Source organism: Roseovarius sp., from assembly GCF_965228755.1.
In the GTDB taxonomy this organism is placed as follows: Bacteria; Pseudomonadota; Alphaproteobacteria; order Rhodobacterales; family Rhodobacteraceae; genus Roseovarius.
Map to the genome: position 1 here is coordinate 884,384 of NZ_CBDDIG010000013.1, position 20,662 is coordinate 905,045.

23 protein-coding genes and 1 tRNA gene are annotated in these 20,662 nt (G+C 66.4%); 12 read left to right on the forward strand and 12 right to left on the reverse strand.

Going from position 1 to position 20,662, the window contains the following annotated elements; genetic code table 11:
- The first annotated feature begins 176 nt into the window (after positions 1–176).
- The 5 genes from rpsA to ACO07J_RS22685 all read left to right on the forward strand — a co-directional run bounded on the left by rpsA (position 177) and on the right by ACO07J_RS22685 (position 4,206).
- Complete coding sequence (gene rpsA, locus ACO07J_RS22665; protein WP_422033212.1) at positions 177–1,862, forward strand: 30S ribosomal protein S1; 1,686 nt, start codon at positions 177–179, stop codon at positions 1,860–1,862.
- A gap of 385 nt (positions 1,863–2,247) precedes the next feature.
- A complete protein-coding gene (ihfB, locus tag ACO07J_RS22670) occupies positions 2,248–2,532 on the forward strand; it encodes an integration host factor subunit beta (protein WP_300895101.1) in 285 nt (94 codons plus the stop codon).
- The gene (locus tag ACO07J_RS22675) at positions 2,532–2,882 is read left to right on the forward strand and encodes a lipopolysaccharide assembly protein LapA domain-containing protein (RefSeq protein ID WP_422033214.1); all 351 of its coding nucleotides are present in this window, start codon (positions 2,532–2,534) and stop codon (positions 2,880–2,882) included. Before ihfB ends, ACO07J_RS22675 begins: the two co-directional genes overlap by 1 nt.
- Positions 2,883–2,891: 9 nt before the next feature.
- Positions 2,892–3,536: a phosphoribosylanthranilate isomerase gene (locus tag ACO07J_RS22680; protein WP_422033216.1), complete on the forward strand. Its 645-nt coding sequence runs from the start codon at positions 2,892–2,894 to the stop codon at positions 3,534–3,536.
- A 46-nt stretch (positions 3,537–3,582) separates the two neighbouring features.
- Positions 3,583–4,206, forward strand: a complete 624-nt coding sequence (locus ACO07J_RS22685; RefSeq protein WP_422033218.1) for a class I SAM-dependent DNA methyltransferase — start codon at positions 3,583–3,585, stop codon at positions 4,204–4,206.
- A gap of 19 nt (positions 4,207–4,225) precedes the next feature.
- Here the strand turns inward: ACO07J_RS22685 and ACO07J_RS22690 are convergent, their stop codons facing one another.
- Positions 4,226–6,052, reverse strand: a complete 1,827-nt coding sequence (locus ACO07J_RS22690; protein WP_422033220.1) for a hypothetical protein — start codon at positions 6,050–6,052, stop codon at positions 4,226–4,228.
- A 166-nt stretch (positions 6,053–6,218) separates the two neighbouring features.
- On the opposite strand from ACO07J_RS22690, the gene ACO07J_RS22695 reads away from it, so the two are divergent.
- The 5 genes from ACO07J_RS22695 to ACO07J_RS22715 all read left to right on the forward strand — a co-directional run bounded on the left by ACO07J_RS22695 (position 6,219) and on the right by ACO07J_RS22715 (position 10,947).
- Complete coding sequence (locus ACO07J_RS22695; RefSeq protein WP_422033222.1) at positions 6,219–7,241, forward strand: glycosyltransferase family 2 protein; 1,023 nt, start codon at positions 6,219–6,221, stop codon at positions 7,239–7,241.
- A 1-nt stretch (position 7,242) separates the two neighbouring features.
- Entirely contained in the window at positions 7,243–7,641 is a 399-nt protein-coding gene (locus ACO07J_RS22700; RefSeq protein ID WP_422033223.1) for a GtrA family protein, read from the forward strand.
- A gap of 137 nt (positions 7,642–7,778) precedes the next feature.
- Positions 7,779–9,008, forward strand: coding sequence for a tryptophan synthase subunit beta (trpB, locus tag ACO07J_RS22705; protein ID WP_422033225.1), 1,230 nt, complete (start codon positions 7,779–7,781; stop codon positions 9,006–9,008).
- A 301-nt stretch (positions 9,009–9,309) separates the two neighbouring features.
- Positions 9,310–9,384, forward strand: a tRNA-Arg gene (locus ACO07J_RS22710).
- Positions 9,385–9,795: 411 nt separating this feature from the next.
- The gene (locus ACO07J_RS22715; protein ID WP_422033227.1) at positions 9,796–10,947 is read left to right on the forward strand and encodes a slipin family protein; all 1,152 of its coding nucleotides are present in this window, start codon (positions 9,796–9,798) and stop codon (positions 10,945–10,947) included.
- A 43-nt stretch (positions 10,948–10,990) separates the two neighbouring features.
- On the opposite strand, the gene ACO07J_RS22720 is transcribed toward ACO07J_RS22715, so the two are convergent.
- From ACO07J_RS22720 to ACO07J_RS22755, 8 genes are all read right to left on the reverse strand, one after another.
- Positions 10,991–11,386, reverse strand: a complete 396-nt coding sequence (locus ACO07J_RS22720; RefSeq protein ID WP_064258822.1) for a carboxymuconolactone decarboxylase family protein — start codon at positions 11,384–11,386, stop codon at positions 10,991–10,993.
- A gap of 52 nt (positions 11,387–11,438) precedes the next feature.
- On the reverse strand, positions 11,439–12,041 hold the full coding sequence (locus tag ACO07J_RS22725; protein ID WP_422033229.1) for a hypothetical protein: 603 nt from the start codon (positions 12,039–12,041) through the stop codon (positions 11,439–11,441).
- A 93-nt stretch (positions 12,042–12,134) separates the two neighbouring features.
- Positions 12,135–12,509 carry a DUF2237 family protein gene (locus ACO07J_RS22730; RefSeq protein ID WP_422033231.1) on the reverse strand — a complete coding sequence of 125 codons (375 nt, stop codon included), beginning with the start codon at positions 12,507–12,509 and terminating at the stop codon, positions 12,135–12,137.
- A gap of 77 nt (positions 12,510–12,586) precedes the next feature.
- Positions 12,587–12,907: an antibiotic biosynthesis monooxygenase family protein gene (locus ACO07J_RS22735; protein WP_422033233.1), complete on the reverse strand. Its 321-nt coding sequence runs from the start codon at positions 12,905–12,907 to the stop codon at positions 12,587–12,589.
- 102 nt (positions 12,908–13,009) lie between these two features.
- Positions 13,010–14,173 carry a serine hydrolase domain-containing protein gene (locus ACO07J_RS22740; protein WP_422033235.1) on the reverse strand — a complete coding sequence of 388 codons (1,164 nt, stop codon included), beginning with the start codon at positions 14,171–14,173 and terminating at the stop codon, positions 13,010–13,012.
- A gap of 69 nt (positions 14,174–14,242) precedes the next feature.
- Positions 14,243–14,935 (reverse strand): aminoacyl-tRNA hydrolase, encoded by a 693-nt coding sequence (gene pth / locus ACO07J_RS22745; protein ID WP_422033237.1) that lies wholly within the window; start codon positions 14,933–14,935, stop codon positions 14,243–14,245.
- Positions 14,936–15,085: 150 nt separating this feature from the next.
- Positions 15,086–15,757, reverse strand: coding sequence for a 50S ribosomal protein L25/general stress protein Ctc (locus tag ACO07J_RS22750; RefSeq protein WP_422033239.1), 672 nt, complete (start codon positions 15,755–15,757; stop codon positions 15,086–15,088).
- 226 nt (positions 15,758–15,983) lie between these two features.
- Positions 15,984–17,150: an alpha-hydroxy acid oxidase gene (locus ACO07J_RS22755; RefSeq protein ID WP_422033241.1), complete on the reverse strand. Its 1,167-nt coding sequence runs from the start codon at positions 17,148–17,150 to the stop codon at positions 15,984–15,986.
- A 111-nt stretch (positions 17,151–17,261) separates the two neighbouring features.
- On the opposite strand from ACO07J_RS22755, the gene ACO07J_RS22760 reads away from it, so the two are divergent.
- Positions 17,262–17,699, forward strand: coding sequence for a MaoC family dehydratase (locus tag ACO07J_RS22760; protein ID WP_422033243.1), 438 nt, complete (start codon positions 17,262–17,264; stop codon positions 17,697–17,699).
- Positions 17,700–17,709: 10 nt separating this feature from the next.
- Positions 17,710–18,483 (forward strand): ZIP family metal transporter, encoded by a 774-nt coding sequence (locus ACO07J_RS22765; RefSeq protein WP_422033245.1) that lies wholly within the window; start codon positions 17,710–17,712, stop codon positions 18,481–18,483.
- A 3-nt stretch (positions 18,484–18,486) separates the two neighbouring features.
- Here ACO07J_RS22765 and ACO07J_RS22770 read toward each other — a convergent pair whose 3' ends face one another.
- The 3 genes from ACO07J_RS22770 to ACO07J_RS22780 all read right to left on the reverse strand — a co-directional run bounded on the left by ACO07J_RS22770 (position 18,487) and on the right by ACO07J_RS22780 (position 20,543).
- On the reverse strand, positions 18,487–19,290 hold the full coding sequence (locus tag ACO07J_RS22770; protein WP_422033247.1) for a 2-keto-4-pentenoate hydratase: 804 nt from the start codon (positions 19,288–19,290) through the stop codon (positions 18,487–18,489).
- A complete protein-coding gene (trpA, locus tag ACO07J_RS22775) occupies positions 19,287–20,078 on the reverse strand; it encodes a tryptophan synthase subunit alpha (RefSeq protein WP_422033249.1) in 792 nt (263 codons plus the stop codon). The genes ACO07J_RS22770 and trpA overlap by 4 nt, the downstream gene beginning before the upstream one ends.
- Positions 20,079–20,141: 63 nt before the next feature.
- Entirely contained in the window at positions 20,142–20,543 is a 402-nt protein-coding gene (locus ACO07J_RS22780) for a VOC family protein (RefSeq protein ID WP_422033251.1), read from the reverse strand.
- Positions 20,544–20,662 lie beyond the last annotated feature (119 nt).

Here is a 20,662-nt window from a genome sequence, read left to right on the forward strand (position 1 = left end):
TAGAGCGCGGTGTCGACAAGGCGGGCAACGCCGCAAATGATAAGAAGAGGCCGAGCAGGGTCGGGCACACCGGCCCTCTTTCGTTTGCAGCCCGCTGACCAACGAACCCACCCAAGACCGGCGGAGACAACCGCGCGGCCGGAAAAATCGAAGACGTAAAAGGAACCGAACGCCACATGGCTCAAAACACATCGATGGAGGAATTCGAAGCCCTCCTCAACGAAAGCTTCGAAATGGACACCCCCGAAGAGGGCTCTGTCGTCAAAGGCAAGGTGATCGCGATCGAAGCGGGCCAGGCCATCGTCGACGTCGGCTACAAGATGGAAGGCCGCGTTGACCTGAAAGAATTCGCAAATCCCGGTGAAACGCCCGAAATCTCCGTCGGAGACGAGGTCGAGGTCTATCTCCGCGCGGCCGAGAACGCCCGCGGCGAAGCGGTCGTCAGCCGCGAGATGGCCCGCCGCGAGGAAGCCTGGGATCGTCTGGAAAAAGCCTATGCCGACGACGCCCGCGTTGAAGGCGCGATCTTCGGCCGCGTCAAGGGCGGCTTCACCGTCGATCTCGGCGGCGCCGTGGCCTTCCTGCCCGGCTCCCAGGTCGACGTGCGCCCCGTGCGCGATGCCGGCCCGCTGATGGGACTCAAGCAGCCCTTCCAGATCCTCAAGATGGATCGCCGCCGCGGCAACATCGTCGTCTCGCGCCGTGCCATCCTCGAGGAAAGCCGCGCCGAACAGCGCGCCGAGGTCATCGGCAAGCTCTCCGAGGGCGATGCGGTCGACGGCGTGGTCAAGAACATCACCGAATACGGCGCCTTCGTCGATCTCGGCGGTGTCGACGGCCTGCTGCACGTCACCGACATGGCCTGGCGCCGCGTCAACCACCCCTCCGAGATCCTGTCGATCGGCGAGACCGTGAAGGTCCAGGTCATCAAGATCAACAAGGAAACCCACCGCATCAGCCTCGGCATGAAACAGCTGCAGGAAGATCCGTGGGATATGGTGGCTGCCAAGTACCCGCTGGAATCGGTCCACACCGGCCGCGTGACCAACATCACCGACTACGGCGCGTTCGTCGAGCTGGAGCCGGGTGTCGAAGGCCTGGTCCACGTCTCGGAAATGTCCTGGACCAAGAAGAACGTGCATCCCGGCAAGATCGTCTCCACGTCTCAGGAGGTCGAGGTCATGGTGCTCGAGATCGACCAGGCGAAACGCCGCGTGTCGCTTGGCCTCAAGCAGACCATGCGCAACCCCTGGGAAGTCTTCGCGGAAACCCACCCCGAAGGCACCGAGGTCGAGGGCGAGGTCAAGAACATCACCGAATTCGGTCTCTTCATCGGCCTGCCGGGCGAGATCGACGGGATGGTCCACCTCTCCGACCTCAGCTGGGACGAGCGTGGCGAAGACGCGATCCAGAACTACCGCAAGGGCGATGTCGTCAAGGCCGTGGTCTCCGAGGTCGACGTCGAGAAAGAGCGCATCTCGCTCTCGATCAAGGCACTGGGCGGCGACAAGTTCGCCGAAGCCGTGGGCGGCGTGAAGCGCGGCTCGATCATCACGGTCGAGGTCACCTCGATCGAGGATGGCGGCATCGAGGTGGAATACGAAGGCATGAAATCCTTCATCCGCCGCTCCGACCTGTCGCGTGACCGCTCCGAGCAGCGCCCCGAGCGGTTCTCGGTCGGTGACAAGGTCGACGTCCGCGTCACCAACATCGACAGCAAGACCCGCCGCCTCGGTCTCTCGATCAAGGCACGCGAGATCGCCGAAGAGAAGGAAGCCGTGGAACAGTATGGCAGCTCCGACTCGGGCGCCTCGCTGGGCGACATCCTCGGCGCTGCGCTGAAAGGCGACGACGACAAGTAATCCCGTCCCCCGCAAGGTGGATGGCCAGGCGGCCCCGTCAGGTTCTGACGGGGCCGTTTTTCGTGCGGGGCGGAAAAAATGTACGCCACCGTACTTTCTTTTCACCGGGCGTGGCGGGCCGGGTCAGGCTACTCCGACGGGCCGGCGGGCACCCGGAATTTCCAATGCGAATCAATGGTTTTTTCCGGCCGACTTCTCTGCGCCGCGGCATGTCGCTTCCGGGCGAAATGTCGCTTCCGGGCCGAAATTCCCGTCAATGACCCCGCGAAATGGCGGAAATCTTCCCAAAGGTAGCGTGTGAGACTATTCCGATTTTTTTGATTTCTATCTATAGTTTACCAAAATCAGGACTGCGCAAGCCAAGCCAAGCCCGGGGAGACAGCCGATGATCCGATCGGAATTGATTCAGAAGATTGCCGACGAAAACCCGCATCTGTACCAGCGCGATGTCGAGCGCATCGTGAACACGATTTTCAACGAGATCACCGACGCGATGTCGCAAGGCAATCGGGTCGAGCTGCGCGGTTTCGGCGCGTTTTCCGTCAAGAAGCGCGAATCGCGCACCGGCCGCAATCCGCGCACCGGCGAGTCGGTGCATGTCGAGGAAAAGCACGTGCCGTTCTTCAAGACCGGCAAGCTGCTGCGTGACCGTCTGAACGGGAAGGCCTGATGCGATACATCCGCTACGCCTCGATCGCGATCTTCGCGATCGCCCTGATCCTTGTCGCGCTCGCCAACCGCGAGGTGGTGACCGTGCAGGTGCTGCCGACCGAACTGGCCCATCTGGCCGCGCTGAACCCGGCCTATGACATGCCGCTCTTCCTGGTGATGTTCGGCGGGGTGCTGGCGGGGCTGATCATCGGCTTCATCTGGGAATGGATCCGCGAGGCCGGCGAACGCGCCGCCGCCGCCCGCCAGGCGCGCGAGATGGAGCGGCTCAAGGCCGAGGTCAAGCGCCTCAAGGGCGAACGCCACCAGGGCAAGGACGAAGTGCTGGCACTTCTGGACGAAGCCAGCTAAGACGCTGGCATGCCGTCAGACACCAGGGTCAAGATTTGCGGGCTCACCGACCCCGCCGACATTCCCGCCGCGATCGTGGCGGGGGCGTCCTATCTCGGCTTCAACTTCTTCCCGAAATCCCCCCGCTATATCGACCTCGAGGCCGCGGCCTTCATGGCCGCCTCGGTACCGGTGGGCGTGGGCAAGGTGGGGCTGACGGTCGATGCCGACGACGCCACGCTCGACCTGCTGACCACCACCGTGCCGCTCGATTTCCTGCAGCTTCACGGCAAGGAAAGCCCGGCGCGGGTGGCCGAGGTCAAGGAACGCTACGGCCTGCCGGTCATCAAGGTGGTGGGCATCTCCGGCCCCGAGGACGTGACCCAGATCGACTTCTACGGCAAGGTCGCCGACCAGATCCTCGTCGATGCCAAGCCGCCCAAGGGGGCCGACCGTCCCGGCGGCAACGCGGTGGCCTTCGACTGGAAGCTGATCGCCGGCCGCCGCTGGCCCGTGCCGTGGATGCTGGCCGGCGGCCTGACCCCCGACAACGTGGCCGAAGCCATCCGGCTTACCGGCGCGCGGCAGGTCGATGTCGCATCGGGCGTGGAAAGCGCGCCCGGCGTCAAGGATGCCGAGCGCATGCGCGCCTTCATCGACAACGCCCGCGCCTGAGCGCGCACTTCGGCCGTCGGCCCTGAAAGCCAAGGAGGAACTGCGAATGAAAAGCGAGGATCTCGATGGCGTCTATGGCGCCAAGTCCCCGGATGAGGCCCGCACGCTCTACGACGACTGGTCGGGCAGCTACGACGCTGACAACCTGGCCAAGGGCTTCCGCCTGCCGGCCCTCGGCGCGGGGCTTCTGGCCAGCCATATCGGGCGCACCAGGGGGCCGATCCTCGACGCGGGCTGCGGCACCGGGCTGGTGGGCGAGACGCTGATGGTCATGGGCTACATGCATGTCTTCGGCTGCGACCTCTCGAAGGACATGATGGCGCGGGCCAACGAGACCGGCGCCTATTCCGGGTTCGAACAGGCCGACATGGGCGAAGGCCTGCCCTATGCCGACGACCATTTCGCGGGCTTTGTCTGCGTCGGCTCCTTCGGGCCGGGCCACGCCCCGCCCTCGACCCTGACCCACCTGGCCCGCGTCACCCGTCCCGGCGGCTACGGTGTCTTTAACCTGCTGGAGCATTCCTATGTCGATCAGGGCTTTCCGCCGGTGATGGAAAAGCTCACCGCCGACGGCGTGTGGGAGGTGGCACAGGTCACGCCGCCCTTCCGGCCCTTCATGCTGGGCGAGCCCGATCTCTATTCGCGCGCCTACGTGGTGAAGATGCTCTGATCGGGCGACCGGGGCGTTCTCAACCCGCCTCGGCCTCGGTCACCTTGAGAAGGATCAGCGCCGGGTCCGGCCCCTCGACCGGTTCGAGCCCCGGCGCTTCGCCTGTCCGTGCCAGCTCCGTGGCAAAGGATGTCCCGTCGCCATAGAGCGTATCCCGGCACAGCAGCAGGTAAACGGCCCCGGTCCGCGACAGCGCGCTGCGCAAGGCCGTCTCGTCGCCGTCGAAGGGCAGGGCGCCATTCGCCACCGCCTCGGCGCTGCGGTGATAGGGACCGGCCAGCGTAGTGTGATCGGTCAGCAAAAGCAGGACCGGGCCGAAATTGCTGGAGGTGAGCACAAGGCCGGGCGGGGCCGCGTCGAGGCTGCGGACGAGATCGGCCTTGCGGCAATCGCTCGCATTCGCGGTGCCCAACGCCGTCGCAGGCCGGTCATCGGCGGTCGGGCTCGGCGAAGCGGCCCTTGAGGTGACCAGCGTGAACAGCGTCGGCGACAACAGCGTCAGCGCCACGGTCAGCGCCAGCGCCACCGCCGTCCCGGCCCGCACCCCGCCGCCCTCGCGCCGTGGCAGAAGCGCGGCGATGGCATAGCCCATCAGGAACGGCACCGCCGCCGCCCCCATCAGCACCAGCCGGATCTGGAACAGGCAGGCGATTACCCCCAGCCAGCCGAAGGCCAGCAGGATGGCGACCCGCCCCGTGGTCTGCGCCGTGTCGCGTTTCGTCATGGCCCGGACACCCCAGACCAGCGTCGCGATCAGCACTGCCGCCGCGGCCGGGAAGGTGAAGCGGAACGCCATCTCGTCCCCGGCCAGAAGCGGGGGCAGGGCCGGGCGCGCCTCGGTGATCCGGGTCGTGATGAGGGCCTGCACCTCCTCCGGCAAGTCGCCATAGGGCCCGCCGAAACAGGGCGCGATCAGCGGGTAGACCACGGCCAGCCCGATGGCCGTGACCCCCAGCACCGCGACGACCCGCAGGCCAAGGCTCCCCATCCATGCCGAGATCGCCGCCGCGGCGATACAGATCAGCGCGCCCACCCCGGCCAGCGCGAGGAAGGGCGGCGACAGCTCGTCGCATTTCGGCACCGGCCATTCCACCGGCGGCGTCTGCCCGGCGAAAAGCAGCGCCGCCCCCACCGACAGCGCCAGCGCGAAGGCCACGAGGTGCCACCCCTTGCCCGGCTTTCTCAGCACCGTCTGCACCAGCAGCACCACGCCCGCCAGCGCCAGCGTCACCAGCATCTCCAGCCCCACCGCCAGCGACATCGCCGCCGCCAGCCCCCCGGCCAGCCCCAGCCGGACCGGCCGCCCCGGCAGGATCAGCGCGATCAGCACCACGCAGGTCAGCAGGATCTGCACGTTGTGATGGTCGATCCGCGCCGGCCCGAAATAGGTCAGCCCCGTCGGCGGCCAGAGGGCGAGGGCGATCATGCTGACAATCGCCGTCGGCGTACCGAACACAAGCCGCGCCGCAAACCCGGTGGCCAGCAGCAACAGCAGGAACAGCAGCGTCGGCCACGCCACCAGCGCGAACGCCTCGGCCTGTGCCGTGGGCACCACCTGCGCCGCCAGCCAGACCAGCGCCGCGATCGGCGCATCCACGTAGCGCGACCAGTGCAGGTCAAGCCCGGCGGGCGGCAGCATCCGGTATTGCGTCATGTCGTACCACGCCTGGCCCTCCAGCAGGGCGCGCACCGACAGGAACCGCATGATGTCGTCATTGTCCGACACGGCCAGCGTGTCGATGGGCGGGGCGGGCGCCAGCACCGCCTTCATCACCATCATCGCCATGGTCAGCACCAGTATGGTGATGAAAAGCCGCGTCTCCCGGCCGGTCTCGTCTGCCGTCATGTGCCCTGCCCCGCTGACGCCTCTCGGGGCGCTCTGGTCGCCGGTTTCGCCCGGCGTGACGTGAATGATCCCTTCAATTGCCGTAATTTTGCCAGCTTGACCCTGTCATATCCATTGAAAAATCAGGCCGGAGACCGCTCCGGCGCAGAAAGTTAGGGCCAAGCGGATGTCGATCATCTTTCCCGACCGGTTCAGCAAGGAACGCACCCACCCCGGCGCCGCGCCGCTTCGGGTGGCGGTGCTGATCCCCTGCTACAACGAGGCGGCCGCCATCGGACAGGTGGTGCGCGACTTTCGGGCGGCCCTGCCCGAGGCGGAGATCTTCGTCTACGACAACAACTCCTCCGACGACACCGCGGCCATCGCCCGGCAGGCCGGCGCCATCGTCCGCACCGAGCCACGGCAGGGCAAGGGCTACGTGGTGCGCCGCATGTTCGCCGATGTCGAGGCCGACGTGTTCGTCATGGTCGACGGCGACGACACCTACGATGCCGCCGCCGCGCGGTTCATGGTCGACAAGATGCTCGAGGACGGGCTCGACATCGTCAACGGCGTCCGCGTCGCCCGCAGCGGCACGGCCTACCGGCCCGGCCACGCCTTCGGCAACCGGATGCTGTCGGGGCTGGTGCGCTCGATCTTCGGGCGGGGCGCCACCGACATGTTGTCGGGCTACCGCGTGTTCTCGCGCCGGTTCGTCAAGACCTTCCCGATGATGTCGCGCGGCTTCGAGATCGAGACCGAGCTGACCATCCACGCGCTGGAACTGCAGATGCCGGCGGGCGAGGTGCGCTGCAACTTCAAGGACCGCCCCGATGGCAGCGAAAGCAAGCTGAACAGCATCCGCGACGGGGTGCGCATCCTCTTCACCATCACCAAGCTTTTGAAGCAGGAACGGCCGCTGCCGGTCTTCCTGGCGACGGCCTGCCTTCTGGCGATGGCCTCGCTCGGCCTCGCGGCGCCGGTCATTTCCGAGTATCTCGCCACCGGCCTCGTGCCGCGTCTGCCGACGGCGGTGCTGTCGGCCAGCGTGATGATCCTCGCCTTCCTGATGGGGGCGGTGGGGCTGATCCTCGACACCGTGACACGCGGGCGGCAGGAGCTGAAGCGGATGCATTACCTGTCGGTGCCCGGTGTGTTGAGCGAGATGATGACGGCCCAGCCGTCCGGTCCCCGCAGCCTGAGCAACTGATATGTCGGCCACGGGCCAGCAATTCCTGCGCTTCGCCGCGGTGGGCGGCATTGGCTTCGTGGTCGATGCGGTGGCGCTTTACCTGCTCGTCGAAACGGGCGGCGCGCCGCTGCTGATGCGGCTCTTCAGCTTCGCGCTGGCCGTGTCGGTCACCTGGGCGCTCAACCGTGCCTGGACCTTCGGCAGGACCGGCCGCAGACCTCGCACGGAATATGCCGCCTATGTCTCGGTCCAGACGGTGGGCGTGGCGATCAACTATGCCGTCTATGCGCTTGTCCTGTCGATGCTGACGCCGTCGCCTTCTCATGCCGTCTTCGCGCTGGCCTGCGGCTCGGCCGTGGCGCTGGTAGGCAACTTCATCGGCGCCCGCACCCTGGTCTATCGCGACGCGCGCGGCTGACGCGGCCCAGGCTTTCACTTTTCCAGAAATACTCAATTCCACCGCTGCGGCGAAACACCCCGGTGCGGCAGGAAACCTCTGGAAAAACCCGCCCGCGTCCCATATTCAAGCGCGGTGAGACAAGGGAAGACCAAGCGATGAACGACCTTTTCAACTCCTTCATGACCGGGCCCGACGAAAAGGGCCGGTTCGGGCAATTCGGCGGGCGCTTCGTGTCGGAAACGCTGATGCCGCTGATCCTCGAACTGGAAGAGCAGTATGAGAAGGCCAAGACCGACCAGTCGTTCTGGGACGAGATGAACGATCTGTGGACCCATTACGTCGGCCGCCCGAGCCCGCTCTACTATGCGGCAGGGCTGACCGAGCATCTGGGCGGGGCGAAGATCTATCTCAAGCGGGACGAGCTGAACCACACGGGCGCGCACAAGATCAACAACGTGCTGGGGCAGATCCTGCTCGCGCGGCGGATGGGCAAGACCCGGATCATCGCCGAGACGGGCGCCGGCCAGCATGGCGTGGCGACCGCGACGGTCTGTGCCAAGTTCGGGCTGAAATGCGTGGTCTACATGGGCGCGCATGATGTCGAGCGGCAGCGGCCCAACGTGTTCCGGATGAAGCTGCTGGGTGCCGAGGTGGTGCCGGTGACGTCCGGGCGGGGCACGCTGAAGGACGCGATGAACGACGCGCTGCGCGACTGGGTGACCAATGTGCGCGACACGTTCTACTGCATCGGCACGGTGGCGGGGCCGCATCCCTACCCGGCGATGGTGCGCGACTTCCAGTCGATCATCGGCAAGGAAGCCAAGGAACAGATGATGGCCGCCGAGGGGCGCCTGCCGGACACGATCATCGCCGCCATCGGCGGCGGGTCGAACGCGATGGGGCTGTTCTATCCGTTCCTCGACGACAAGGAAGTGCGGATCATCGGGGTCGAGGCCGGTGGCAAGGGCGTGAACGAGAAGATGGAGCATTGCGCCAGCCTGACCGGCGGGCGGCCCGGCGTGCTGCATGGCAACCGGACCTACCTGTTGCAGGACGAGGACGGGCAGATCCTCGAAGGCTATTCGATCTCGGCCGGGCTCGATTACCCGGGCATCGGGCCGGAGCATAGCTGGCTGCACGAAAGCGGCCGGGCCGAGTACGTGGCAATCACCGATGTCGAGGCGCTGGAGGCGTTCCAGCTGTCCTGCGAGAAGGAAGGGATCATCCCGGCGCTCGAGCCCTGTCACGCGCTGGCGCACGTGATGAAGATCGCGCCGGAGCTGCCCGCCGATCACATCATCTGCATGAACATGTGCGGGCGGGGTGACAAGGACATCTTCACCGTCGCCCGGCACCTGGGCTTCGGGATGGACGAGGGCGACTGACACCCTTCGAAATTTGTTGCGCCGCGTGGCGCGAAAAGATGCGCTCCTGCCTGTTGGCCGGGGCGCATTTTTGCATTTGTTACCTAGGCCCGCAATTTTGTTGCGCGAAGATCACGAGCGTTTCGGGTGGTCAAACAAGGTGCTAGGGCGACTCGGGGTGTTAGCGGTAAACCCGGCCTCCCGATCGGACGGATCGGATCCTAGCGGGCGGAGGTGACCATCCTCCCCCGGTGCGGACGGCGCTGCCGGACCCGTATGCCAGGGCCAAACCGTCGTGAGGGGATGGCTTGTGGTGCCATTGGATCAATGTAGCTCATCCAGGTAGAGCACTCGATTTCTAATCGGGATGTAGCAGGTTCGAGTCCTGCCATTGTCACGGGTAAAGGCCACTTGCGCCTGGGGTTCGACTCCCCTCCGCCGTTCAAGGACGGCTCCAAATAGGGGTCCGGGGTTGCCTCGGCAGGGGCGGCCCGGCGTTGCCTGCGCCTTCGGGGGCGGGTGGCAAAGGACTGCCGCTGCTCTGGCCGTGTGCCGGAGCAGGGATGATGGTGGCGCCGCACTCCGGCCCGCGAGACCGTCCGCAAGGATGGGCGAGCGCGCCGGGTTGCCGCGCGCCCGCTCGCCTTTCTCCCGCGCGCTGCCACGGCGCGGGGCGGCTTCGGATCCCGTCTTCACGCCTTCGGACAAGGGGGCATCACACCTGCGGCCATTCCGGCCCAACACACTGAAACCAAAAGGAGATCGCATCTTGCGACGACGATAGGACGACGAAAGAAGGAGATGAACCATGATCGATATACTGATCCGACTGATCGAATGGGGCGCCGGGCTGACCCGCGTCACCGTGATGGAAAACGAGCGTGTGCTGGTGCTGCGCAAGGGGCGGATCGACACGATCCTCGGCCCCGGTGAGCACCGTATCCGGCGCGGCAAGACGCGGCTCGAGACCCATGATCTGGCCCATCTCCGGCTCGCGTCCGACTACAGGGATGCGCTTCTGCGGGAGCGGCCGGACCTCGTCGAGGCCCACCTGACCGACCTTCGGGCAGGGGAGGCCGAGGTGCTGGTCGTCCTGCGGGACGGGGTGCCGCACACGGTGCTTCTGCCCGAGACCCGCGCGGTGTTCTGGGCCGATGCCGGGCCGTGGACGGTGGAAACCGTTGCGGTCGGTGACACGCTGGCCGTTCCCACGGCGCTGGCCAACCGGCTGGTGCGGGCGGGGCTGACCACCGCTTTTCAAGCCACGGAAGTGGCCGAGGGGCATGTCGGGATGCTGACGGTGGACGGGGTTCTGAAAGGGCGGCTTGCCCCCGGGACCCACGCCTTCTGGAAGCTGGGCCGGCACGTGGCGGTCAAGCATGTCGACCTTCGGCTGCGGACCCACGAGGTCACCGGTCAGGAGATCCTGACCAAGGACCGGGTCACCATCCGGGTCAACCTGACGGCCGAGTTCCGGGTTGTTGACCCGGAGCGGGCCGTGAGCGCGGTGAAGGACTTCGAGGAAGCGCTTCACCGGGCGCTGCAGCTGGCCTTCCGGCGGACGCTGGGCGCGCTGACGCTCGACCGGCTGCTGGCGGAGAAGGTGACCGTCGATGCCGAGGCCGCGAAAGCGGTGCGGGCAGAGATGGCGCGTATCGGGCTCGAGGTGGGGGAGATCGCCCTGAAGGACGTGATCCTGCCCGGCGAGATGCGCGAGATCCTGAACCGGGTGGTCGCGGCCGAGAAAGAGGCCGAGGCCAACGTCATCCGGCGGCGGGAAGAGACGAACGCAACGCGGTCGCTTCTGAACACCGCGAAGGTGATGGCCGAGAACCCGGTGATGCTGCGGCTGAAAGAGCTGGAGGCGCTGGAAAGCATCGCCGGCAAGGTCGAGCGGCTGACCGTGCACAACGGGACGGAAGGCCTGATGACTGATATCGTGCGGCTGCGCGACAGGTGAAAATGGCCCGGCCCGGAGCATATCCGGGCCGGGTGTTCGCGTCCTACGCCTTGAATTCCTCGTCGACGGGCACCTGCATGGCGTTGACCACGGCGTTGGTCTGGTTGGCCATGCCGATGACCGAGAGAAGCTCGCCATACATGGCGTCGGTCATGCCCTTGGCGCGGGCCGAGGCGGTGTGGGAATGGCAGCAGTACTCGCAGCCATTGCTGGCCGAGACGGCGATATAGACCATTTCCTTGACCAGCGGATCGAGGGCGCCCGGGGCCATCACGTCTTTCAGCCTGTCCCAGGTCGCCTTGAGGAGCGCGGGGTCATGGGCCAGCGCCCGCCAGAAATTGTTAACAAAGTCTGAACCGCGGGTGGTGCGGATGTCGTCGAAGACGGCGCGGACCTCGGGCGAGGCCTCTTCATCGGTGATCAGCGTGACGGTGGCCATGTCCTACCCCTTGCAAGTGTTACGAAGTGCTAACCCACCGTGCCCTGCCCGGTCACGCCCCTTCTGCCGCCGCGCGGCGGCCGATCCGGCGGCAGCGCCAGCGGGACAGGCGGCGGGTCTGCATCCGGGTGGGATCGAGCCGGAGGTTGTTGTTGTCGTCACACACGACGCTGTAGGTCTTGCAGGCCCCGGCGGTGGTGTGGGTGGCACCGAAGACCACGAACTCGATCTCGTTGATCTTTTCCAGCTCCTCGGGCGCGTCCGACAGGCCGGCCCGTCGGAAGATCTCGCGCAGGTCGCCCAGCGAGCGGTAGGCCCCGCCCTGAAGCGGGCCCTGAAGCGTGCCGTTCAGGGCATCGCCCAGCTCTTCCCGGCTGTATTCCTGGCGCTCGGTGATGAAGGCCGGGGTGGTCTTTTCGTCGGTCCGGACCTTCATCAGGATATCGCGCAAGTACACCGGCTCGTTGCCGAGGTTGGAGACGAGGACATGGGCGTTCATGCCATCGCCTGCGCCGCGGTTGATGCTGAGCCACGCGCGCTTGTTCCGCCGGATGCCACCGACGAGGATTTGCAGGTAGACCAGCCAGATCAGGGCCGTGACGATGGCGGCGACCGCCTGCACGACGCTGGCGTTCTCGGACAGCCACGTAAACATCGCATTCCCTTCGGTGTCGTCTTGCGCCGGTTCGTCGCCGGCTTGGGATCAACAACGCGGGAAGGGCGGAAAGGTTCGGTTTTGCGCGGGAATTCAGCCCGGGACGTGCTGTTTGAGGACCTCGAGCGGCACGATGTCGAGGGCGCGCTCATGCGTTGCCTCGAGCCGGACCTGCGGCGCGCAGCCCTCGTCATGGGCCTGCAGGAAGCGCGCGGCGCAGAGGCACCACTGGTCGCCCGGCTTGAGCCCGGCAAAGCCGAACTCGGGTCGCGGGGTGCTGAGGTCGTTGCCGACATACTTGGAATAGGCGAGGAACTCGGCCGTCATCAGGGCACAGACCGTGTGGCTGCCGTGATCCTCGGCGCAGGTGTTGCAATGGCCGTCGCGGAAGAACCCGGTGACCGGATCGTCCGAGCAATGGGCCAGTTCGCCGCCGAGCACGTTGACGGGCGCGTCTTTCTCGATCATCGCCTGCTCCTTTCGCCCCGTCGAGCCTAGCGCATTCGCGCGGCGTGACAAGCCGCGCGACGCAGGCCCTGCACGTGTCAGCCCTCGTGCAGGACCGTCTCGAACCCTTCGAATTGCGGCGGGCCCACCAGGGCGTCTTTGGTCGAGGACTGGCCCGCGTTCTTGTGGGCCGCGCGGAAGGCGTCCGATTTGGTCCAGGCTTCGAAATCCTCGCGGGTGGCCCAGATTACGTGGCTGGAATAGAGGCGATAACCCTCGCCCTCGGGGCCTTTCAGCAGGCGGAACTCCTTGAAGCCCGGCACCTCTTTCAGGCGGCTTTCGCGGGAGCGCCAGACCTCTTCGAAATCGGCCTCGGAGCCGGCGCGTACCTTGAAGCGGTTCATTGCGATGAAACTCATGTCTTGCCCCTTCTTCTGGCTTGTCCGTCACGTCGCTGGCGAAGGCAGGCTGGCGTCTCGCGGCTCATGTAACAGCAGGCCGGGCGGCGGGGCAAGCCGGGGTCAGAGGCTTTCGGCGATAGCGCGGAACATGGCCATATTGGCGTCGTGCACGCCTTCCTCGCGGAACTGCCGGTCGGCGCCGGTGGTGACGATCACCACGTCGCGGGCGCGGTCGATATAGATGTACTGGCCATAGATGCCGCGGGCGAAGGAAATGCCGGGCTCGGCCCCTTCGGGGATCCACCACTGGTAGCCATAGCCGGTCTGGCCCGGCGCGGTGGGGGCGCTGGCGGTGGTGGATTGTTCGAGCCAGTCTTCCGAAGCCACGCGGCGGCCGGCGCGGGTGCCGCCCTGTTCGACCATCAGGCCGAAGCGGCCATAGTCGCGCGTGGTCATGTTCAGCCCGCCCAGGACGAAGGCCACGCCGTCGCCGTCGGTGATGTAGTAGGGCGGCTGTTCGAGGCCGAGGGGGGCGATGACCTTTTCGGACAGCAGCGCGGGGATGTCGCGGCCCGTGGCGCCGCGGATGACCATGCCGATGACGTGGGTGTCGATCGAGACATAGAGCCAGCGCTCGCCCGGTTCGGCCTCGCGTTCGGTCAGGCCGGCGGCGAAGCCGTCCATCGTGCCGCCCAGGGCCAGGACGCGGCCCATGCGGTTGATGTCGGAATCGTAGTCGAGGTAATCCTCGTCGAACTTCACGCCGCTGGCCATCTGCAGCACGTTGCGAATGGTGGCGCCGTCATAGGCGCTGCCTTCGAGCATGGGCGCGTATTTCGTGACCGGGTCGTCGAGGGAGGCGATATGGCCTTCCTCCAGCACGATACCGAAGAGGACAGAGAGGAAGCTTTTCGCCATCGACCAGCTGATCCGGCGGTCATCGGTGCCGGTGCCCTGGTGATAGCTTTCGTGGACGATCTCGCCGTTCTTCAGGACCAGCAGGGAGGTGACGGTGCGGTCGTCGATCCAGGCGCCGATGTTTTCCGGCAGGGTGGCGTGCGGGCCCTCGGGCAGGGGGGTGACGGGGGTGTCGCCTCGCCCGACCGGCGTCGTCAGGAAAGCGCCGTTCATGTGCGAGAAGTTGGTGACGATCTTCTCTTCGGAGAAGAGGCTGTTGACGGCGAGGAGGCGGCCGATCTCCTCGCGTTTCCAGATGCCGACGGCGACGGCGGCCAGCACGAAGGCCAGCAGGATCCGCAGGAGCCATTTCAGGATGGTGCGCATGGTTCATGTCCCCCCGGGGAACAGGAAAGCAGGGCGGGCGCGGGCTGTCCAGCGTGACGCGGCGGCGGGTCAGCGGAACTTGTCGACCAGCTTCTGCAGGGGGGAGCGGGGCTCGGGCTCGGGTTCCGCTTCTGGCAGCGGTTCGGGCCTGGCCTCGGCCGGTTTGGGCTTGGCTTCGGTCTTGGAGGAGCGCGCGGGGGCGGTGCGCAGCGCCACGGCGTTGAGGAACCTGTCGTTGCGGCCCGCGGCCAGTTCGGGCGCGCCGTCGGCGATGCCGCGCAACAGGTCGTCGAGCCAGTCCTGGTCTGCCTTGGCGAAATCGTGCAGCACGTAATGGCTGACGAGATCCTTGCGGCCCGGGTGGCCGATGCCGAGGCGGACGCGGCGGTAAGTCTCGCCGATATGGGCATGCATCGAGCGCAGGCCGTTATGGCCCGCGTGGCCGCCGCCTGTCTTAACCTTGAGCTTGCCGGGGGCGAGGTCGAGCTCGTCATGGAAGACGGTGACGTCCTCGGGCTCCAGCTTGTAGAAGCGCATCGCCTCGCCCACCGACTGGCCGGAGAGGTTCATGAAGGTGGTGGGCTTGAGCAGCAGCACCTTCTCGGTGCCCAGCCGGCCCTCGGACACCTCGCCCTGGAAGCGGGCTTTCCACGGGCCGAAGCCGTGCGCCTCGGCGATGCGGTCGAGCGCCATGAAGCCGATATTGTGCCGGTTGGCGGCGTATTTCGCGCCCGGATTGCCGAGCCCTGCGAAGATCTGCATGGGTTTGCCCTGCCCGTTTCGAGTTGGGAGAGGTGTAGGGCGGGGCGGGGGGTAAATCAACAGCCGGGCCGGATGGCGCGCGGGTCAAAGAAAAACGCGGGGCCCGCCATCGCAGACCCCGCGCTCGATTTCGTCCGGAAGAAGAAAGGCTTACTCTTCGGTGGCCTCGGCCGCCTCTTCGCCGCCTTCCTCTTCGCCGACGGTCGGCACTTCGTCCGCCTCGGCTTCGTCCTCGTCTTCTTCGGCCTGCAGCGCCGACGGGGCGGACACGTTGCAGATCACGAAGTCACGGTCGATGGTGGGCTTGGTGCCCGCCGGAAGCTCGACCTGGCTGATGGTGACGGTGTCGCCGATATCCAGCGCGGAGAGGTCGACGGTGACCTTCTCGGGGATTTCGCCGGCGGTCACGATCAGTTCGATCTCGCCGCGGATCACGGTCAGCACGCCGCCGCGGCGGATGCCGGGGGCGTCTTCCTCGCCGACGAACTCGACGGGGATGAACAGGTTGATCTTGGTGTTGCGGCGCAGGCGCATCAGGTCGAAATGCGTCGGCAGGTCTTTCACCACGTCGCGCTGCACGTCGCGGCAGATGACGCGGACGTCGTCATGCCCGTCGACCTTGAGGTTGAAGAGGGTCGACTTGAAGCGACCATCCTTCAGCTTCTTGAGCAGGACGTTGAACGGAATTTGAACGGGAAGCGGATCAACGTCGCCACCGAAAACGATACCCGGAACCATGTGCTCGCGGCGCACTGCACGAGCGGCGCCCTTGCCTGTCCCCGTGCGTTCCTGGGCGTGAAGATCAGGAATCTCTCCAGCCATTTTAAAAGTCTCCAAGGTTGGGGCGGGGCTCCTCCAAGGCTGTAACCCCGCGTGAAGCCGCGCGTATAGACCGGATGGGCGGCGTTGAAAAGCCTTAAATTGCTTGGGCCAGCCGCAATCGTTGCGTTGCGTGGCGGCGACGGGGATTCGAGTATTTTCGGAACAGTGAAAGCGGGGCGGGGTGCCTGCGTTTCATCTTTCTTCAAATACTCGAAAACCGATCCTGTCAGCTTTCCCAGCGGCCTGAGAATCCTTCGGGAATCATGAGGATATCGCGGTCGAGGGTTTTCACGTCGCGGCGGCCGCAGAGGGCCATGGAGGTGTCGAACTCCTTGTGGAGGATCTCGAGCGCCTTGGTGACGCCCGCCTCGCCCATGGCGCCGAGCCCGTAGACGAAGGAGCGGCCGATCATCACGCCCCTGGCGCCCATCGCCACGGCCTTGAGGATGTCCTGGCCGGTGCGGATGCCGCTGTCGAGATGGACCTCGATCTTGTCGCCCACCGCATCCATGATCGCCGGCAGGGCGCGGATCGAGGAGAGCGCGCCGTCAAGCTGGCGGCCGCCGTGGTTCGACACGACGATGGCGTCGGCGCCCACGTTCACCGCCTCCTGCGCGTCGCGGGGGTCGATGATGCCCTTGATGATCACGGGCCCGTCCCACATGCGGCGGAATTCGCGGATCTTGTCCCAGTCGAGGGAGGGGTCGAAGGCTTCGGCCGTCCACTGGGTCAGCGAGGAGGCGTCGCTCACGCCCGTGACGTGGCCCACGACGTTGCGGAATTCGCGCCGCTTGGTGCCCAGCATGCCGAGGCCCCATTGCACCTTGGTGGCCATGTTGGCCATCGACCTGAGTGTCAGCTTGGGCGGGGCCGAGAGGCCGTTCTTGATGTCCTTGTGGCGCTGGCCCATGACCTGCAGGTCGACGGTGATGACGAGGGCCGAGCACTTGGCGGCCCTGGCGCGATCGAAGAGGCGCTTCATGAAGTCCTCGTCGCGCAGGGTGTAGACCTGGAACCAGAAGGGTTTGGAGGTGTTCTCGGCCACGTCCTCGATCGAGCAGATCGAGAGGGTCGAGAGGGTGAAGGGCACGCCGAATTTCTCGGCCGCGCGGGCCGCCTTGATCTCGCCATCGGCGTGTTGCATTCCCGTCAGCCCCACGGGCGCCAGCGCCACGGGCATCGACACGTCCTGCCCCACCATCTGTGTCGCGGTGGAACGCCCGGCCATGTCGACGGCGACCCGCTGGCGGAGGTATATCTTCTGGAAATCCGTGGTGTTCTCGCGGAAGGTCTGTTCCGTCCAGCTTCCGGTTTCGGCATAGTCGTAGAACATCCGCGGCACGCGGCGTTCGTAGAGGCGCCGGAGGTCTTCTATACAGGTGATGGCGGGCATAAGCGCACTCCGGGATCTATTGGTAAGGTTTCTTAGCCAATACAGGGTGGCTTGTGCAATGGCGTGGCGGGGGCATGGCCTGTGACAAATGCGACCAGAAAAGGGGGCGCGATGTATTTCGACGATATGCCGGTGGGGTTTACCTACGAGACCGGGAGCCGGACGCTGCCGCGTGACGAGGTGATCGGGTTCGCCACGGAGTGGGATCCGCAGGATTTTCACCTCGACGAGGAGGCCGGCCGGGCCTCGCCCTATGGCGGGCTGATCGCGAGCGGGTTTCACACGCTGGTGACGGCCTATCGGCTGACGCTGGAGACGGGGATCTGGACCGAGGCGTCGATGGGCTCGCCCGGCATGGAGCACGTGCGCTGGTTGCTGCCGGTGTGGCCCGGCGATACGCTGCGGGTGAAGGCGACGGTGACGGCAAGCCGCGCCTCGGCCTCGCGCCCCGACCGGGGGCGGACGACGATCCTTTACGAGGTTCTCAACCAGAAGGACGAGATCGTGATGAGTTACAGCGCCATCCATATCCTGCGGCGCCGGGCATGACGGGCAGGCCATGAGCCTGACGCTGATCGGCCTGCTGGCGAGCCTCGGCGCCGGGCTGATGACGGCGGTGGGGGCGATCCCGGTGCTGTTCGGGCGGAGCCTGTCGGCGCGGCTGAGCGATACGCTGCTGGGGTTTGCCGCCGGGGTGATGCTGTCGGCGTCGTATTTCTCGCTGATCCTGCCGGGGATCGAGGCGGGGGAGGGCTTGTATGGCTCGACGGCATGGGCCGCGCTGGTGGCGGGGCTGGGCATCGCGCTGGGCGCGGGGGCGGTGGCGGAGTTGAACGCGTTCGTGCCGCACCGGCATTTCGTGAGCGGGCCGGAAGGGTCGGACCCGAGCGCGCTGCCGAAGATCTGGCTGTTCATCTTCGCCATCACCATTCACAACTTTCCTGAAGGTCTGGCCGTGGGGGTCGGGTTCGGCGGCGGGGACATTACCAACGGCATGTCGCTGGCCACCGGTATCGGGCTGCAGAATGCGCCCGAGGGGCTGGCCGTGGCGGTGGCGCTGCGGGGGCAGGGCTACAGCCGGGGCTATGCCTTCATGGTGGCGATGCTGACCGGGCTGATCGAGCCGGTGGGCGGGCTTCTGGGGGTGAGCGCGGTGCAGGTGTCGCATCACATGCTGCCGCCCGGGCTGACCTTTGCGGCGGGCGCGATGCTTTACATCATCAGCCACGAGATCATTCCGGAGACGCATCGGCGGGGGCATCAGAGCTCGGCCACGACGGGGCTGCTGGCGGGACTGATCCTGATGATGCTGCTGGACGTGATCCTGGGGTAGGGGTCAGCGGAAGGTGATCTTGGCGCCGGGCAGGTCGATGCCGTCGAGGCGCGTTTCCCACGTGTCGCCGGGCGAAAGCGGGACGGCATCGGTGAGCGTGCCGGTGGTGATGATTTCGCCGGCGGAGAGCGGGGTGGCCTGCGGGTCGGTGGCGAGTGTGTCGAGGAGGTGGGCGAGGGCGTGGAGCGGGCCGTCGAGCACGTCGGCGCCGTGGCCGGTGAGGCGTTTGCCGCCGGGGTCGTCGAGGGTGATCGAGAGGTTGGGCAGGGCGGCGGCGCGCTCGGGGGTGAGTGGCAGGCGCGGACCGGTGAAGAGGGCGCCGTGCAGGCCAAAACCGGCCTGGCAGTCGGTGACGTCGAATTTCCAGCCGGGGAAGGGGGAGAAGACGAGCTCGAACCCGTGGGAGACCCAGTCGATGCAATGGGCGAGGTCTTCGGGCGTCATGCCGGCGGAGGGCGCCGATTTCAGGCCGAGGATGATCTCGGGTTCGAGCCGCGGTTCCGGGAGGTTCGGGAGCGTGACGGGGGCGTCGGAGAGCTCGAACAGCGTGGTGTTCCAGACCGGGCCCCAGATCGGGCCGGTGACGCCGTAGATGGGCCAGATCGAGCGGTTGGTGAAGCCGATCTTGCGGCCGACCATCCGCTCGCCGCGGGCGGTGCGGCGGGCGGTGATGTCGTGGGCGACGCGGCCGGCGGTGGCGGCGTCGAACCCGTGTATGCGGCCTGACAGCGGGGCGAGCGAGCGGCCGCTGTCATAGGCCTCCAGCAACGCGGCGGCAAGGCCGGGCGCGTCTGGATCCTGTGTCACGCGCTATGGGCCCCGTCGGCGAGGCCGCGCACGAAATCAAGCACTTGCGCCGGGGTTTCCCCTTCGGCCAGCTTGGCGACGATGGCCGAGCCCACGACGGCGCCGTCGGCGACGCGGGCGATCTCGCGGCTGGTCTCGGGGGTGCGGATGCCGAAGCCCACGATGACCGGCAGGTCGGTCTTGGCCTTGATGCGCTTGACCTCGGGCCCGACATCGGCGGCCTGCGCCGCGGCGGCGCCGGTGATGCCGGTGATCGAGACGTAATAGACGAAGCCGGAGGTGTTGGTCAGCACCTTGGGCAGGCGCTTGTCGTCGGTCGTGGGGGTAGCGAGGCGGATGAAGTTGAGGCCGGCCTGCTGGGCGGGAATGCAGAGTTCCTCGTCCTCCTCGGGGGGCAGGTCGACCACGATCAGACCGTCGATGCCGGCCTCCCGCGCGTCGGCGAGGAATTTGTCGACGCCGCGGTTATAGATCGGGTTGTAATAGCCCATCATCACGATCGGGGTGGTGTTGTCGGTCTTGCGGAACTCGGTGACGAGGTCGAGCGTGCGTTGCAGGGTCATGCCCCCCTCCAGCGCGCGCTGGCCGGCGAGCTGGATGGTGGGGCCGTCGGCCATCGGATCGGTGAAGGGCAGGCCCAGCTCGATGATGTCGACACCGGCGGAGGGCAGCCCCTTCACCACCTCGAGCGAGGTCTCGTAATCGGGGTCGCCGGCCATGACGTAGGCCACGAAGGCCTTCTTTCCGGCGGCTTTGAGCTCTGCGAACTTGGCGTCGATACGGGTCATCCGGGCATCCTGCAGTCTGGTTCCCGGTGGTTTCGCGCAAACGGCGCCGGAGTGCAATAACGATCATGCCTCGGTCATGATCATCCAGTGGGTGCCGTAGCGGTCGCGTACCATGCCGAAGCCGGGGGAGAAGAACGTGTCGCCAAAGGGCTCGATCACGTCGCCACCCTCGGCCAGCCGGTCGAAGAGCGCGCGGCCTTCGCCCGCGTCGGACACGACATGGGAGATCGAGACGGCCTTTTGCGGATCGCCCTCGAACCCCGGCGGGAAATCGCCCGCCATCAGGCGCGTGCCGTCGGGCAGGGCGAGATGCGAATGCATCACCCTGTCGCTCTCGATCTTCTGTGGCGTGTCGGCGGGCGCGTCGGACCATTTCATAATGGTTAACTCACCGCCGAAAACGTCGGCGTAGAAGGCCATGGCATCGGCGCAGTGGCCCTGGAAGTGCAGGTAGGGGTAGGGCATCGCGGTTTCCCTTTGGTTAAGGCGCGGAACGTCTCATCGTGCAACGTGGACAGGCCTTGCGGCAAGCGGCGCCTTGCAACGCGCCCGGTTGCGGCATAGAAGCGCCGCGTTGCCGTAAA